Origin of the sequence: Mycolicibacterium gadium (assembly GCF_010728925.1) — a bacterium.
GTDB classification, from domain to species: domain Bacteria; phylum Actinomycetota; class Actinomycetes; order Mycobacteriales; family Mycobacteriaceae; genus Mycobacterium; species Mycobacterium gadium.
Window position 1 is genome coordinate 3,085,756 of the sequence record NZ_AP022608.1, and the last position, 14,686, is coordinate 3,100,441.

The 14,686-nt window shown below is 65.0% G+C and carries 14 protein-coding genes and 1 tRNA gene; 10 read left to right on the forward strand and 5 right to left on the reverse strand.

Annotated features, from left to right (window positions below; translation table 11 throughout):
• Positions 1–46 precede the first annotated feature (46 nt).
• The gene (locus G6N36_RS29815) at positions 47–244 is read right to left on the reverse strand and encodes a tyrosine-type recombinase/integrase (protein WP_235690063.1); all 198 of its coding nucleotides are present in this window, start codon (positions 242–244) and stop codon (positions 47–49) included.
• A 333-nt stretch (positions 245–577) separates the two neighbouring features.
• Here G6N36_RS29815 and G6N36_RS15120 point away from each other — a divergent pair, with 333 nt between their 5' ends.
• On the forward strand, positions 578–1,162 hold the full coding sequence (locus G6N36_RS15120) for a hypothetical protein (RefSeq protein WP_163687196.1): 585 nt from the start codon (positions 578–580) through the stop codon (positions 1,160–1,162).
• Positions 1,163–1,233: 71 nt separating this feature from the next.
• Here G6N36_RS15120 and istB read toward each other — a convergent pair whose 3' ends face one another.
• Positions 1,234–1,974: an IS21-like element helper ATPase IstB gene (gene istB, locus G6N36_RS15125; RefSeq protein ID WP_372512369.1), complete on the reverse strand. Its 741-nt coding sequence runs from the start codon at positions 1,972–1,974 to the stop codon at positions 1,234–1,236.
• Positions 1,975–2,045: 71 nt separating this feature from the next.
• Entirely contained in the window at positions 2,046–3,563 is a 1,518-nt protein-coding gene (istA, locus tag G6N36_RS15130) for an IS21 family transposase (protein ID WP_163687197.1), read from the reverse strand.
• A gap of 295 nt (positions 3,564–3,858) precedes the next feature.
• Here istA and G6N36_RS15135 point away from each other — a divergent pair.
• The 9 genes from G6N36_RS15135 to G6N36_RS15175 all read left to right on the forward strand — a co-directional run bounded on the left by G6N36_RS15135 (position 3,859) and on the right by G6N36_RS15175 (position 13,705).
• Positions 3,859–3,934, forward strand: a tRNA-Leu gene (locus G6N36_RS15135).
• Positions 3,935–4,446: 512 nt separating this feature from the next.
• The gene (locus G6N36_RS15140) at positions 4,447–4,605 is read left to right on the forward strand and encodes a hypothetical protein (protein WP_163687198.1); all 159 of its coding nucleotides are present in this window, start codon (positions 4,447–4,449) and stop codon (positions 4,603–4,605) included.
• Positions 4,606–4,797: 192 nt separating this feature from the next.
• A complete protein-coding gene (locus G6N36_RS15145) occupies positions 4,798–5,415 on the forward strand; it encodes a hypothetical protein (RefSeq protein ID WP_163687199.1) in 618 nt (205 codons plus the stop codon).
• Between the two features lie 268 nt (positions 5,416–5,683).
• A complete protein-coding gene (gene kdpF, locus G6N36_RS29820; RefSeq protein ID WP_234809744.1) occupies positions 5,684–5,785 on the forward strand; it encodes a K(+)-transporting ATPase subunit F in 102 nt (33 codons plus the stop codon).
• Complete coding sequence (gene kdpA, locus G6N36_RS15155) at positions 5,786–7,456, forward strand: potassium-transporting ATPase subunit KdpA (protein WP_163687200.1); 1,671 nt, start codon at positions 5,786–5,788, stop codon at positions 7,454–7,456.
• A 1-nt stretch (position 7,457) separates the two neighbouring features.
• On the forward strand, positions 7,458–9,602 hold the full coding sequence (gene kdpB, locus G6N36_RS15160; protein WP_163687201.1) for a potassium-transporting ATPase subunit KdpB: 2,145 nt from the start codon (positions 7,458–7,460) through the stop codon (positions 9,600–9,602).
• 1 nt (position 9,603) lies between these two features.
• The gene (locus tag G6N36_RS15165; RefSeq protein ID WP_163687202.1) at positions 9,604–10,479 is read left to right on the forward strand and encodes a potassium-transporting ATPase subunit C; all 876 of its coding nucleotides are present in this window, start codon (positions 9,604–9,606) and stop codon (positions 10,477–10,479) included.
• An 8-nt stretch (positions 10,480–10,487) separates the two neighbouring features.
• Entirely contained in the window at positions 10,488–13,019 is a 2,532-nt protein-coding gene (locus G6N36_RS15170) for a DUF4118 domain-containing protein (RefSeq protein WP_163687203.1), read from the forward strand.
• Positions 13,016–13,705, forward strand: a complete 690-nt coding sequence (locus tag G6N36_RS15175; protein WP_163687204.1) for a response regulator — start codon at positions 13,016–13,018, stop codon at positions 13,703–13,705. Before G6N36_RS15170 ends, G6N36_RS15175 begins: the two co-directional genes overlap by 4 nt.
• Here G6N36_RS15175 and G6N36_RS15180 read toward each other — a convergent pair whose 3' ends face one another.
• Together G6N36_RS15180 and G6N36_RS15185 are read right to left on the reverse strand one after the other, a co-directional pair.
• Positions 13,706–14,182 (reverse strand): DUF309 domain-containing protein, encoded by a 477-nt coding sequence (locus G6N36_RS15180; protein ID WP_163687205.1) that lies wholly within the window; start codon positions 14,180–14,182, stop codon positions 13,706–13,708.
• Between the two features lie 24 nt (positions 14,183–14,206).
• On the reverse strand, positions 14,207–14,677 hold the full coding sequence (locus G6N36_RS15185; protein WP_163687206.1) for an SRPBCC family protein: 471 nt from the start codon (positions 14,675–14,677) through the stop codon (positions 14,207–14,209).
• Between the last annotated feature and the right edge of the window lie 9 nt (positions 14,678–14,686).

Consider the following 14,686-nt stretch of genomic DNA (forward strand, 5'->3'; position numbering starts at 1 on the left):
TGCATTGCGTAGCGGAACACTCGCCGGAGCACCATCCAACCGTGCTTCAAGTGCCCGGCGTGAGGGCGTTGTCGAGCAGGCCGTGTGCGGATTGTCGGGACTGCTGCCGGACCAACGCGGTCAGTAACCGCTCGCAGTGCGCCGGGGTTATGGAGGCGATCGCGAGCGGTCCGAAGTCGTCGAGCAGATAGCGGCTCAGCACGCCCGCGTAACCGTCCAGAGTCGACCGCTTTAGTTTTCCCATTCGCCACCTTCACCTGTTGCGCGTCGACCCACGCCTTCGCGAACTGCCCAGCCGATCCGATCGCTGCATCCCGTGGCGGTCGGTGAATGTCGCACCTTCGCGTGACCGAGAACCTGCGCCACATGCAGATGGTGCAACGGGTCTACCTGTCGGCCTGCACTGCCACTCATGGCACCGCCGTGTTGTAGTCCACGACGCCAGCACCACGGCTTGAGATAGCGGCGCCACTCCGTGAACGTCACCCTGCCTGTCGGTGCGCTGAACTAACCTCCCCCGTAGTCAGACCCGACCGTCATGATGTATTTGGCGTGGTGTGCGAAAGCGGGAGACAAGGTGATTGACCGGCTCGAAAGCAGGCCTATTCGTGTTGAACTCTCGAATGGCGAAATCCGATATGAAGTTCGAGCTTCGGTTTCCATCAACGGTAAGAGGAAACGGTTGAGACGACGCTTCAAGACTACCGTTGCGGCCGAGGCATTCTTGGCTCAAACGCCCGAATCAAATCGCCTGAGACGCTACAAGATCCGCGATGAGCAGTATCGGGAGGCGGTGAGGCAGTCCGTTTCCATTGCCGGCGCGCTCAGGCTGCTGGGTGTCGTGCCGGAAGGCGGCAACTACCGTGTCCTCCGCCGAGCCATCGACCGACTCGGTCTCGATACATCCCACTTCGCCGGGCAGTCCTGGGCGAAAGGCAAGAGGGCCTCGCATCGCCTGCGACCGATCGAGGACTTCCTATCGAACACGTATCCGATTCAGTCTGATCGGTTGCGCCGGCGCCTCATCAACGAAGGCGTTTTCGAGCGTAGGTGCTCCGGCTGCAAGCTCGATAGCTGGATGAGCCAGCCGATTCCTCTGGAGTTGGACCACATAGACGGCAACCATCAGAACTGTCAACGGTCATGTAGTTCTCCCCACTGACGGTCAGGAGATCTCCTCGCTGGTGGCCATGAAAACTCCTCACGGACGGACACGGGATCTCCCCGGTTTGTTCAGCTGGGCAGTGGCGCCACCCCCTTGCCGGTGGTGGCTTGAGCGAGCCGGAACGATTGACCTTCGGTGACGCAGACGTGGGCGTGGTGCAGCAGCCGGTCGACGGTGGCGGTGGCCAGGGTCTTGGGCATCAGTTCGTCGAATCCGGCGGGATGCAGGTTCGATGAGACTGCCAGCGAACGCGTTTCGTAGCAGGCATCGACGAGGCGGTAGAACCCTTCGGCGGCGTCCTCGCCGACGGGCAGCATGCCGATGTCGTCGACGATGATCAGATCGACGCGGGTGATGCGGCGCATGGCTTTGGTGATCGAGTCGTCGGCGCGGTGACGGCGCACCAGGGCGCCGAGTTCGTCGATGGAAAACCAGGCCACGGTGCGGCCGGTGTCGATGGCCAACTGCCCCAACGCTTCGCAGAAGTGGCTCTTGCCGGTCCCGCTGGGCCCGCACACGCACAGGTTCTCACGCCGGTCGACCCACTCCATGCCACGTAGGGCTTGTTGGGTGGGTGCGGGAATGGAGCAGCGGTTCTCGTCCCAGACGGCGAAGGTCTTGCCCGCCGGGAAGTTCGCGCGTGCGCGTCGTATCCGCAGGGTGGCTTCGTCGCGGCCGGTGATCTCCTCGGCCAGCAGCACGCGCAGCACCTCGGCGGGATCCCAGCGTTGGGCACGGGCGGTCGGGACCACATCGAGGGCGGCTTTGCGCAGATAGGGCATCCGCAGCCGGCGGGTCAACGCGATCACCTCCTCGAGGGTCTGGGCCGAGGGCCCGGCGACGCCAGATCCGACCGACACCGCCGGCTTGTTGGTCGCGGTCACTTGTCACCGTCCGGGCTCACCGCACCGAACCCGGCCCAGCCGGCGGTACCCGGTTGCAGGCTGTGGGTGTCGCTGACGCGGATCGGCGCGGCGGCCGGCCCGTGCTGCTGATGGGTCAAGATCGCGGCCAGGTCGGCATCGGCGAAGCGGCCGGCCAGCGCCGCGGTACCCAACGCCTGATCGACGGCGGCCGCGCCGTGCAGTTTGGCGAACGCCACCGCTTCGGCCATCTTGGAACGCACCCGCGACGCGCCGGCCGCAGCGGCCTCGACCAGCCACGCGGCCGCGCCGTCGCCGATGGCCAGAAACGCCGCCTCGGCCGGGTTGGCCGCCCGTGGGGTGCGGTCCCCGGGCAGCGCGCGGCGCCCGGGATGATCACTGGGGTAATGCTCGTCGCGGATCTGCGGTCGCCCGCGCTGCCCACGGGCGTGGCGGGCGATCTCGACCGGGCCGCCGTCGGCGATGACGGTGACCACCAACTCCTCGCCACACCAGCGCACCCAGACCCGCTCATCAATATGGTGGTGCGGCACCGAATAACGCACCCCCTCAACGCTGATCGTGGAGTCCCACCCCACCCGACGGGTCAGCCCAAACGCCAGGGCCACCGGCTGGGCGGGCAGCACATGCAGCCGCGGGAGTTCCTCGACCAACAGCTCGGCAGGCACCCGACCGGTGGCACGATGCGGGCGGGCATTGACCTGCTCGCAGAAGTCCCGGCACGCCTGCTGGAGTTCAGCGAAAGTGGCGTAGGCGTCCAGCAGATTAGCCTCGGTGGGCACCAGATCGGCCTTGGCGATGCGCACCGTGGCCTCCGAACCACCCTTGGTTTGTGGATCAGCCGGCACACAGGTGCGGATCGTCATCCCGTAATGACGGCCTGCGGCGACCACATCGGGATGCCGAATCGGCACCCGCGCAACATGTTCGACGGTCACTGTTTTCTCGTTGTCGGTCAACGCATACGTCGGTGCCCCGCCGATCACCCGCAGCGTGGTGTCCAGACAGCCCAGCAAGCTCGGCAGGGTGCGATCCCAGGTGGGCAGCACCACCCGAAACCGCGACCAGGCCAGCCACGCGCAAAACAACAATGTCTGCCGGCCCGCGACGGTGGGTCCTTGGCCCCAGTCGAACTGCAGCCACAACCCCGGCTCGGCCACCCACGGCCGAAACACCCGGCGATGACCCGACCGCCAGCTCTTCTTGACCGCCGCGACCGCGCGTCGGGTGGTGCGCTCCGAGCCGTCGAAGCCCATCGCGACCAGCTTGTCGTGGGCGACGTCGGCGCGGATCAACCCGTTGGAGCGGTCCACCCACTCCTCGACCTTGTCCAGGAATGGATCAATGGCCATCTCTCGCCGCGGCCGCTCATCCGGGCTGAGCCCGGCGTCGCGCAACGCCACGTAGTGGGCCACCGTCTTGTGATCACAACCGGCCAGCGCGGCCGCGGCGCGGTACCCACCGGTCAAGTCGAACGCCTCCAAAATCTCCATGATCTCCTCACTGCTTTTCACTTACTGGCCTTCCGCCCTCGACACACTTGGTCGACAAACAGCCAGCCCGACACCGCCGCCGATCACCGGCAACGACACGACCGCAACGGGGAAATCGCTGGGCCGTCAGTGGGGAGATCTCGTGACCGCCAGCGGGGAGATCAGCTGGCCGCCAATGGGGATTTTTACGCGTCCGCTGTCAAGAACAACGCGCTGCAAAACCTTCGGCTGCTGTGCCCCAACTGTCATGCGCTTACGTCGACCTTCAGGGGCAAGAACAAGAGCTGTGCCTCCGCACTAGACTCGATCGCCTAGAGGGGACGTAGCCTAATTGGCATCGGCGGGGCGCTTAAAACGCCTGACATTTGTGGGTTCGAGTCCCACCGTCCCCACCGTCTCGGCGGGTCCTGTTCGACCGACGAATGCCGACCGCAGCTTGGCGCTGAACCCGCCATGGCTATTAATCTCATGAACCCCGAGGGTCGGCCGAAGGTCGGGAGCGTCTCGCAGGTCTCGGTCGCGACCGGCTCCAAGCGGTTCTGGCCGCGGTTGGCCAGCACGGCCAACCGAAGACGAGACTCGTCAAGGATCCGCCGCGAACCCTGAGTTCGCCGGAACGAAACCGATGGGCAGCGCGAGGCGCACCTGATGATCCGCTCCAGATCAAACGGCATCGTGGGTTGGCACGACGCCTAGGAATGACGACTGTCCCCATCTGAAGGGTGCCCACCGCCCACCAGACGGCGGCGCTCGGTCTCCGAGAAACTCCAAGTCACCCGCCCCATTCTCGCTGTCAACACCACCAAACCAAGGGAGAGAACAACCATGAACCGCAACATCGTCAAGCTCGCTCTCGTCAGCGCGGCCTTCGGCGCCATGGCCGTTGCCGGTGCCGGCACCGCGCTTGCCGACCCCCCGCGTCGACACCGCACCCGCCTTTTTCCCCTTCGTCGACTTCGAGGACGTCGTCGAGCAGCCGTTCGAGAACTTCGGCGATCGAACCGAGCACCAGTTTGAGAACTTCGGCAACAACGTGGAACGCCAGTTCGAGGTTTTCGACTGAGTCCCGCGCCATGACGCCCGCTGCCCTCGGACAGCGAGCGTTCTCGCGTCAGCCGGGTATTCGCATGACCAGCGCAACTGGTCGCCGCTTTTCGCCAGGGAGATACCTTCGATGAGAACGTTCTCATCTGAGGTGCCTGAGAGCCGCCCCCGATCGGGACCATCTCATAGCGTTGTCAACTATGTTCGCTATGTGGAGCCACCCCACACCTACATACGGGAGGCATCCGCTTCGGTGGCACACCACGCGGACTACCTCGACCGGCGCGACAATCACGCGCTCTGCGGAGCGGCGATCAACGATGTGACCACGCTGACCGACCCCGATGCGGTCTGTCCGGAATGCGAACAAAAGCTGATTCAGTACCACCTCGCATGGTGGCGGGAGAAGGCGCTGGCGGCCACGGCCGAGGTCGAGGCATTGCGCGCCAAGTACGGCGAGGCGGCGGAAAGTGACGCCACGACCGCCGAACCGGAGGAGAAGGAGCCAACGACCCTCCTGGACCACGCGCGACGAGAACTCACGAAACTCTGCCGGGAGTTCGACGACGCGGTCCCCTACTTCCGCCTGAAGAATGCGATGCAAGCGTTCAGCGACGGGTTGGAAAACGACCAACGGGTTCTCCTGGCCCAAGAGATCGGCGGCGACGGCACGCTGATTCGTTGGTCGACAATGGAAGTCGAGACCCTCGGTTGGCATGTCAGCAACAGCCCCGTCCAGGGGGACTCCGGAGCGAACTGGGACGCCTGGGTTCAGGATTCCTACCAGTCGCCGAAGAAGTCGAAGCGGCGCTTCGGACGCGCCCGCTAGTCCTCGCGCGCTCGGCGAGTGTGGGGTTGACGCACGCCCGAGGCCATCAAAGCGTACGGGTAACCCACGTTCGTCGCTGGAATCCGTAAAGGAACGCAGCGCTACCGTCAAGAAACCGTTAAGGCCGGTATTGACCTCCTGAGCTGTGGCGATCCTGCTATGGGTCGCCGAAATCCGGCGGCCTGTAAACGTCGGAGAGTGTCATGTCCGTCCTGGTGTACATCGCGTTGACGGTGGCGGTTTTCGCCGTCTTCGGTCTGATTCAGAAGTGGGCCGAGGGACTGTGATCGAAAACGTCATCGGACTCGTGCTGGCGGTTCTCATCGCGGTGTTCCTCTTCGCCGCCCTGCTCTTCCCCGAGCGGTTCTAAGTGAGCACCACCACCGCGGGGATCCTCTTCCTCGTCTCGCTCATCATCGGCCTCGCGGTCGTCCACGTGCCGCTGGGCGACTACATGTATCGGGTCTACTCCTCGGAACGCCACCTGCGCGGTGAGCGCGTCATCTACCGATTGATCGGCGCCGACCCGAAGGCGGAACAGACCTGGGGTTCCTATGCCCGCAGCGTGCTCGCGTTCTCGGCGATCAGCCTGCTGTTCCTGTTCATTCTCCAGTTGGTGCAGGGCAAGCTGCCATTGCATCTCAACGACCCGGGCACTGAGATGACCCCGGCGCTGGCGTGGAACACCGCGGTCAGTTTTGTCACCAACACCAATTGGCAGGCCTATGCGGGCGAGTCGACCCAGGGTCACCTGGTCCAGATGGCCGGTCTAGCCGTGCAGAACTTCGTCTCCGCAGCGGTGGGTATGGCCGTGGCGATGGCGTTCGTGCGCGCCTTGGCCCGTCGCGGCACCACCGAGCTGGGCAACTTCTGGGTCGACCTCGTCCGCGGAGTCATTCGGATCCTGTTGCCGCTCTGCATCATCGGCGCGATCATCCTCATCGCTGGCGGTGTGGTGCAGAACTTCGGCCTGCACACGCAGATTGCCTCGACGCTGGCCGGCGGTCAGCAGACCATTCCCGGCGGCCCGGTCGCCAGCCAGGAGGTCATCAAGGAGCTCGGCACCAACGGGGGCGGGTTCTTCAACGTCAACTCCGCGCATCCGTTCGAAAACCCCACCACGTGGACGAACTGGTTCGAAATATTCTTGTTGCTGGTCATTCCATTCTCGTTGCCCAGGACATTCGGCAGAATGGTCGACAGCAAGAAGCAGGGCTACGCCATCGTCGCCGTGATGGGCGTCATCGCGACCATCAGCTGGAGCTCGATGTTGCTGTTCCAGCTGCAGGCCCACGGCACGGTCCCCACCGCGGTCGGCGCCGCGATGGAAGGCGTGGAACAGCGCTTCGGCGTTGCGAATTCGGCCATATTTGCGGCATCGACCACGTTGACGTCCACCGGTGCCGTCGACTCGTTCCACGACTCCTACACCAGCCTCGGTGGCATGGTGTTGTTGTTCAACATGCAGCTCGGCGAGGTCGCACCCGGCGGCGTGGGCTCGGGCCTGTACGGCATGCTCGTATTGGCGATCATCACGGTGTTCGTCGCGGGCCTCATGGTCGGCCGCACCCCGGAATACCTCGGCAAGAAGATCACGCCGCGGGAGATCAAGCTTGCGGCAACGTACTTCCTCATCACCCCGCTCATCGTGCTGACCGGCACGGCGGTCGCGATGGCGATGCCCGGACAAAGGGCGAGCATGCTCAACACCGGCCCACACGGCCTCTCGGAAGCGTTGTACGCCTTCACCTCTGCGGGCAACAACAACGGATCGGCGTTCGCCGGCATCTCGGTCAACACCGAGTGGTACAACACCGCACTCGGACTGGCCATGTTGTTCGGCCGGTTTCTGCCGATCATCGTCGTGCTGGCGCTGGCCGGATCGCTGGCCAGGCAGGGCAAGACGCCGGACTCCGTCGGCACGCTGCCCACCCATCGTCCTCAGTTCGTCGGCATGGTCGCGGGCGTGGCGTTGATCCTGGTCGCCTTGACCTTCCTTCCCATGCTCGCGCTGGGACCTCTTGCTGAAGGAATTCACTGACATGTCCGCGCCCACCATCGGTTCCACTGTGCCCGCACCGCCGAAACAGCACGCGCCCAAGCGTGTTCAGGGCGGCTTGCTTGACCCGAGGATGCTGTGGAAGTCAATGCCCGACGCGCTGCGCAAGCTCGATCCACGCACCCTGTGGCGCAATCCCGTCATGTTCATCGTCGAGATCGGCGCCGTCTGGAGCACGGTGCTCGCCGTGATGGAGCCGTCCTGGTTCGCGTGGCTGATCGTGGTGTGGCTCTGGCTCACTGTGCTCTTCGCCAACCTCGCCGAGGCCGTCGCCGAAGGACGCGGTAAGGCTCAGGCCGACTCTCTGCGTAAGACCAAGACGGCCACGATGGCGCGGCGCCTCGTCGGCTGGACACCGGGTACACCCGGCCGTGAGGAAGAGGTCGCCGCACCCCTGTTGCAGCAGGGCGACGTCGTGGTGGTCGAGGCCGGTCAGCCCATCCCTGGCGACGGCGACGTTGTCGAAGGCATTGCCTCGGTGGACGAATCCGCGATCACCGGTGAGTCCGCACCCGTCATCCGCGAGTCTGGCGGCGACCGCTCGGCCGTGACAGGCGGCACGACCGTGCTGTCGGACCGCATCGTCGTGAAGATCACCCAGAAGCAGGGTGAGAGCTTCATCGACCGCATGATCGCGCTCGTCGAGGGTGCCGACCGGCAGAAGACGCCCAACGAGATCGCGCTCAACATCCTGCTGGCCTCGCTGACGATCATCTTCGTGTTCGCCGTCGCGACGCTGCAACCGCTGGCCATCTACTCGAAGGCCAACAATCCGGGAGTCGCGGACTCGTTGGCGCTCAACGGCAACGGTGTCAGCGGCATCGTAATGGTGGCGCTGCTGGTGTGCCTCATCCCAACCACCATCGGTGCCCTGTTGTCGGCGATCGGCATCGCCGGAATGGACCGCCTGGTGCAGCGAAACGTGCTCGCCATGTCCGGACGCGCCGTGGAGGCGGCCGGTGACGTGAACACCCTGCTGCTCGACAAGACAGGAACCATCACGCTCGGCAATCGGCAGGCCGCGGCCTTCGTCCCGCTCGACGGGGTGACAGCCGAAGCGCTCGCTGACGCCGCGCAGTTGTCCAGCCTCGCCGACGAAACGCCGGAAGGACGGTCGATTGTCGTGTTCGCGAAGCGGGAGTACGGTCTGCGGGCCCGCACACAGGGCGAATTGGCGCACGCGACCTGGATCGAGTTCAGCGCGACGACACGGATGTCCGGCGTCGACCTGGACGACCACAAGCTCCGCAAGGGCGCGGCGAGCACGGTCGCCGAATGGGTGCGCTCCGAAGGAGGCACCGTGCCGACCCAGCTCGGCGACGTCGTCGACGGCATCTCCGCTGACGGCGGCACCCCTCTGGTGGTCGGTGAGGTACGCGACGGCAACGCATCGGTGCTCGGCGTCATCCACCTCAAGGACGTCGTCAAGCACGGCATGCGGGAACGCTTCGACGAGATGCGCCGCATGGGCATCCGCACCGTGATGATCACCGGCGACAACCCCTTGACCGCCAAGGCCATTGCCGACGAGGCCGGTGTCGACGACTTCCTCGCCGAGGCCACGCCGGAAGACAAGATGGCGCTGATCAAGAAGGAGCAGGCCGGCGGCAAGCTCGTCGCGATGACCGGTGACGGCACCAACGACGCGCCCGCGCTCGCGCAGGCCGATGTCGGCGTCGCGATGAACACGGGCACGTCGGCGGCCAAAGAGGCCGGCAACATGGTCGACCTGGACTCCGATCCGACGAAGCTCATCGAGATCGTCGAGATCGGCAAGCAGTTGCTCATCACGCGTGGTGCGCTGACGACGTTCTCGATCTCCAACGACATCGCCAAGTACTTCGCGATCATCCCCGCGCTTTTCGTGGCGCTGTTCCCAGGCTTGGACCTGCTGAACATCATGCGGCTGCACAGCCCGCAGTCGGCGATCCTGTCGGCGGTGATCTTCAACGCCTTGGTCATCATCGCGTTGATCCCGTTATCACTGCGCGGCGTGCGGTACACACCGGCCAGCGCGTCAAAGCTGTTGAGCCGCAACCTCTACATCTACGGACTCGGCGGCGTCATCGCCCCGTTCATCGGCATCAAGGTCATCGACCTCGTCGTACAACTCTTCCCGGGACTTTGACATGAATTTCTCCAATCTCGTTCGCCAACACTGGGCGGCGTTGCGTGCGCTGCTGGTGCTCACCGTCATCCTCGGCATCGCCTACCCGCTGCTCATCTGGCTCGTGGCCCAGTTGCCCGGCCTGAACGACAAAGCCAATGGGTCGCTTATCGAGGTCGACGGGAAACTGTTGGGCAGCAGCCTGATCGGACAGTCTTTCACCGATGCCGACGGCAACGTGCTGCCTCAGTACTTCCAGAGCCGGCCGTCCGTGGCCGGCGACGGATACGACACGTTGGCCACCAGCGCAAGCAACCTCGGCCCCGAGAGCATCGTCGATACACCCGACAAGCCCAGCCTGCTCACCCTGGTCTGCGAGCGCAGCACCATCGTCGGTGAGACCGAAGGTGTAGACGGCACACGGCCGTTCTGCACCGGTGACGGTGTCGGCGCCGTGCTGTCGGTGATCGGCCCGCGCGACGCCCGGGGCAACGTCGTGAAGCCGACGCGGGTGGTCAGCGTCAACGAACCCTGTGCCACCACCCAGACGCCGTTCCTCGACACGTACGAAGGTGTGCGCGTCGAGTGCGCGACACCCGACGGGGACTACAGCATCGGCCAGCTCGTGCCCATCCGCGGCAGCGCGCCGGCCGATCCCGCGGTGCCCGCCGACGCGGTGACCGCAAGCGGAAGCGGCCTGGACCCGCACATCTCGATCCCGTACGCCGACCTTCAGGTGAGCCGAGTCGCCACGGCGCGCGGTATCACTACCGAACAGGTTGATGAGGTGGTGGCCGCCCACACCGACGGCAGGTTCCTCGGCTTCGTCGGCGAGCCCACCGTCAACGTGCTGCAGCTCAACCTGGCCCTCGACCAGAAGTATCCGGCAAGAAGCTGAGGCCGCCCATGGATGATGGAGGGGTGAGAGTTCTTGGCCGCAAACGTGGTGATTTGCGCGTCTACCTGGGCGCGGCCCCAGGCGTGGGAAAGACGTTCTCGATGCTTGCCGAGGCGCACAGACGGATGGAACGCGGAACCGACGTGGTCGCCGCGGTGGTGGAAACCCACGGACGCCGAAAGACAAGCCAGCTGCTCGCCGGCATCGAGGTGATCCCGCCCAAAACCATCGAGTATCGAGGCAACAGCTATCCGGAACTCGACGTCGAAGCGGTACTGGCCCGTCGGCCCCAGGTCGTGCTCATCGACGAACTCGCCCACACCAATATCCCGGGCAGTAGGAACGGCAAGCGCTGGCAGGATGTCGACGAGCTTCTCAACGCCGGCATCACAGTGATCACCACGGTTAACGTGCAGCATCTGGAGAGCCTCAACGACGTCGTCACCCAGATCACCGGTATCGAACAGAAAGAGCGGATTCCCGACGAGATCGTGCGTTCCGCCGATCAGATCGAGCTGGTGGACATCACGCCGGAGGCCCTGCGGCGTAGGCTTGCTCACGGAAACGTGTACGCGCCGGAGCGTGTAGATGCCGCGCTGTCCAATTACTTCCGTCCTGGAAACCTCACTGCGCTAAGACAATTGGCACTGCTCTGGCTTGCCGATCAGGTTGACGCGGCGCTGGCCAAATACCGCGCCGACAAGAACATCACTGACACGTGGGAGGCCCGTGAGCGGGTGGTCGTGGGCGTCACCGGAGGCGACGAGTCGGAAACTCTGGTCCGCAGGGCGTCGCGGATCGCTTCGAGGTCCGGGGCCGAACTCAAAGTCGTCCACGTCATTCAAGGTGATGGGCTGACCAGCATCTCGTCACAACAGAAGAACGCGGTGCGCACGCTCGCCGCCAGTCTCGGTGCCACGATGCACACCGTCGTCGGCGATGACGTGGCCACCACGTTGCTCGATTTCGCCCGTGACGCCAACGCCACGCAACTCGTCCTCGGCACCTCACGACGGTCACGGTGGGCGCGGATCTTCGACGACGGCATCGGGGCGAATGTCGTACAACAGTCCGGCTCGATCGATGTGCACTTGGTGACACATCCCGAGGCGCACAGCGGCATGTCACTGTCACGGTTATCACGTGGTCGTCGTCGCGTGCTGTCCTGGCTGGCTGCCATCGCTATTCCGTTGGCGATTCTCGCGGTGACGTTGTCCCTGCCAGACGGAGTGTTGAGCATCGGCGGTCAGAGCGCCTTGTTCTTCACCGGAGTACTGGTCGTCGCACTACTCGGCGGCATCGCGCCGGCAGTGTTGTCCGCGGTGCTGTCTGGGCTGCTGCTCAACTACTTCCTGGTGACGCCGCTGCATACGTTGACAATCGACGATCCGGACAGCGCGATCACCATCGTCGTACTGCTGCTGGTCGCGGTCGCCGTGGCCGCGCTGGTCGACCGCGTCGCCAACCGCGGCGCAGAGGCTCGCCGGTCATCTCAGGAAGCCGAACTGCTTGCTCTTTTTGCCGATTCCGTATTACGCGATGCCGACCTCGACATGCTCCTCGAGCGGATTCGTGAAGCGTATTCCCAACGCGCCGTGAGCATGTTGGCGGTGCGAAGCGACGAACGGGACAGCGAGGTCGTTGCATCCGTTGGCAAGGACCCCTGCACCACCGTCGAGGATGCGGACACCGCTATCGACGTCGGTGACGATGAGTTCTGGATGCTGTTGGCGGGCAGGACGTTGACCGCCCGAGACAGACGCGTGCTGAGCGCTGTAGCCAAACAAGCGGTGAGCATGCTCAAACAGCGGCAGCTCACCGAGGAGGCAAGCAAGGCCGAGGCGGTCAGCCAGGCAGACGGGCTGCGCCGGTCTCTGTTGTCGGCCGTCAGCCACGACCTGCGGACGCCCCTGGCTGCCGCCAAGGCGGCGGTGTCGAGCATGCGTTCCAGTGATGTCGGGTTCTCTGCCGACGACACAGCGGAACTGTTGGCCACAGTTGAAGAGTCGGTCGATCAGCTCACCGGATTGGTGAGCAACCTGCTGGACTCGTCGCGTCTGGCCGCCGGTGCGGTGCGCCCGGATTTGCAGCGTGTTTACCTCGAAGAGACTGTCCAACGGGCCCTGCTCAGCGTTGCCAAGGGCAACAGCCGCTTTTATCCACGCGGGATCGAGCGGGTCAAGATCGCGGTTGACGGCGCGGTAGTCGAGGCCGACGCCGGCCTGCTGGAGCGGGTGCTCGCGAACTTGATCGACAACGCGCTGCGCTACGCCCCGGACAGCCCGGTGCGCGTGACCGCAGGGCAGGTCGGCAACCGAGTGCTGATCGCCGTCGTCGACGAAGGTCCCGGCATCCCGCGCGGCACCGAGGATCAACTGTTCGCCCCGTTCCAGCGCCTCGGCGACCACGACACCAGCATCGGTGTCGGCCTTGGCCTTTCGGTCGCCCGCGGCTTCGTAGAGGCCATGGGGGGCACGATCTCGGCAAACGATACCCCCGGCGGTGGACTCACGGTCGAAATCGATTTGGCGGCGGTATGACGACCAAAACCCGGGTCCTTGTCATCGACGATGAGCCGCAGATCCTGCGGGCGTTACGCATCAACCTGTCGGTGCGCGGCTATGAGGTGTTCACCGCCGCCAGCGGCACAGAGGCGCTGAAGCAGGCCGCCGATCACAAACCCGACGTCATCGTGCTGGACCTCGGACTGCCCGACATGTCGGGCATCGACGTGCTCGGCGGGCTGCGCGGCTGGCTGACCGCGCCGGTGATCGTGCTGTCGGCCAGGACCGACTCATCGGACAAAGTCGAGGCGCTGGACGCAGGCGCCGACGACTACGTCACCAAACCCTTTGGCATGGACGAGTTCCTGGCCCGGCTTCGCGCGGCCGTCCGGCGAGCCACGGCATCCTCGGAAATCGACGAACCCGTGCTCGAGACGTCGTCGTTCACGGTCGACCTGGCCGCCAAAAAGGTGACCAAGAACGACACGGAGGTGCATCTCACCCCGACCGAGTGGGGCATGCTCGAGATGCTGGTGCGCAATCGCGGCAAACTCGTCGGCCGCGAAGAACTGCTCAAGGAAGTGTGGGGTCCGGCCTACGCGAAGGAAACCCATTATCTGCGTGTGTATTTGGCGGCGCTACGGCGCAAGCTCGAGGACGATCCGTCGCATCCCGTGCACCTGCTGACCGAAGCCGGGATGGGCTACCGCTTCCAGCAATGACTACGAGGCTGACAGGCGTGGCCGCAGGCGGTCGACGTCGATGTCGACGTCGTGCGCAAGATCGTCGATCAGGGCTCGTGCGTGCATGCCGAGCGCGTCGACGTCCACGCCGTGCGGAGCCGGGTGGTCGACCTCGTCGAGGTGGTCGGCGGCCCTGCGCAAGACGCCCGCCGCTCCGGCCGTGTTGCCGCGCTGTATGTGGGTGATGCCCACAGCGAGCTGAGCCAGCCCCTGCCACATCCCCCGTTCGTCGTCGGGTCCGCTTTTCCATGCCGCCTCGAGCACCTCGTGGGCGTGAAACGCCATTCCCTGATCCAGCAGGTCCTGGGCGTAGGTCAGCGACTCGGCCGGGGAAAGATCCAGATCGTCGGGTATCCGCGCGACGCCCCGGCTGCCGTGCGGTAGCGGACGGCCGAGCGCGTCACGCGGTCGGCTGTTGCGGGCCTTGCCGTATTCGTCTCGGTCGCGGTCCACCACGAACCCATCCTGACAGCCGGGCGCTCAATCCGGTTGCGTGCGGCGCTCTGCATGGGCCGCCAACCGCCATGTGCATTCGCGATTGCGGGGAAACGCCGCCGCCAACGCAAGCCGACGCGGAACAAAATTCAGCGGGCCGCCTACGGGCACCTCGGCCATCTCGATGCGGCATCCGTCGGGGGTGTCGTGGAGGCGCAGCGTGATCCGCGCCATTCCGAACGGCCGGGTGCGGGCCAGCAGCACGAGTTCCTCCAGCGGCGTGCAGGATTCGACCTCGGTCTCGTCGTTGATGGTCAACGGCCATATTCCAATGGTGTGATGGATCTTGCTGCCGACCGCTGGCCAGTTCTGGTCGACGGCACGCATGCGGCTGTTGCCGACCACCCATTGCGAGTAGGTCCAGCCGTCGGCGATCACGTCCCATACCTGCTGGCGGGTGGCGGTGGTGTCGCGTTTGACTGTCAGCGAGCTGTCGACTGCGGCGGGTCCGGTCATGGTGACGGG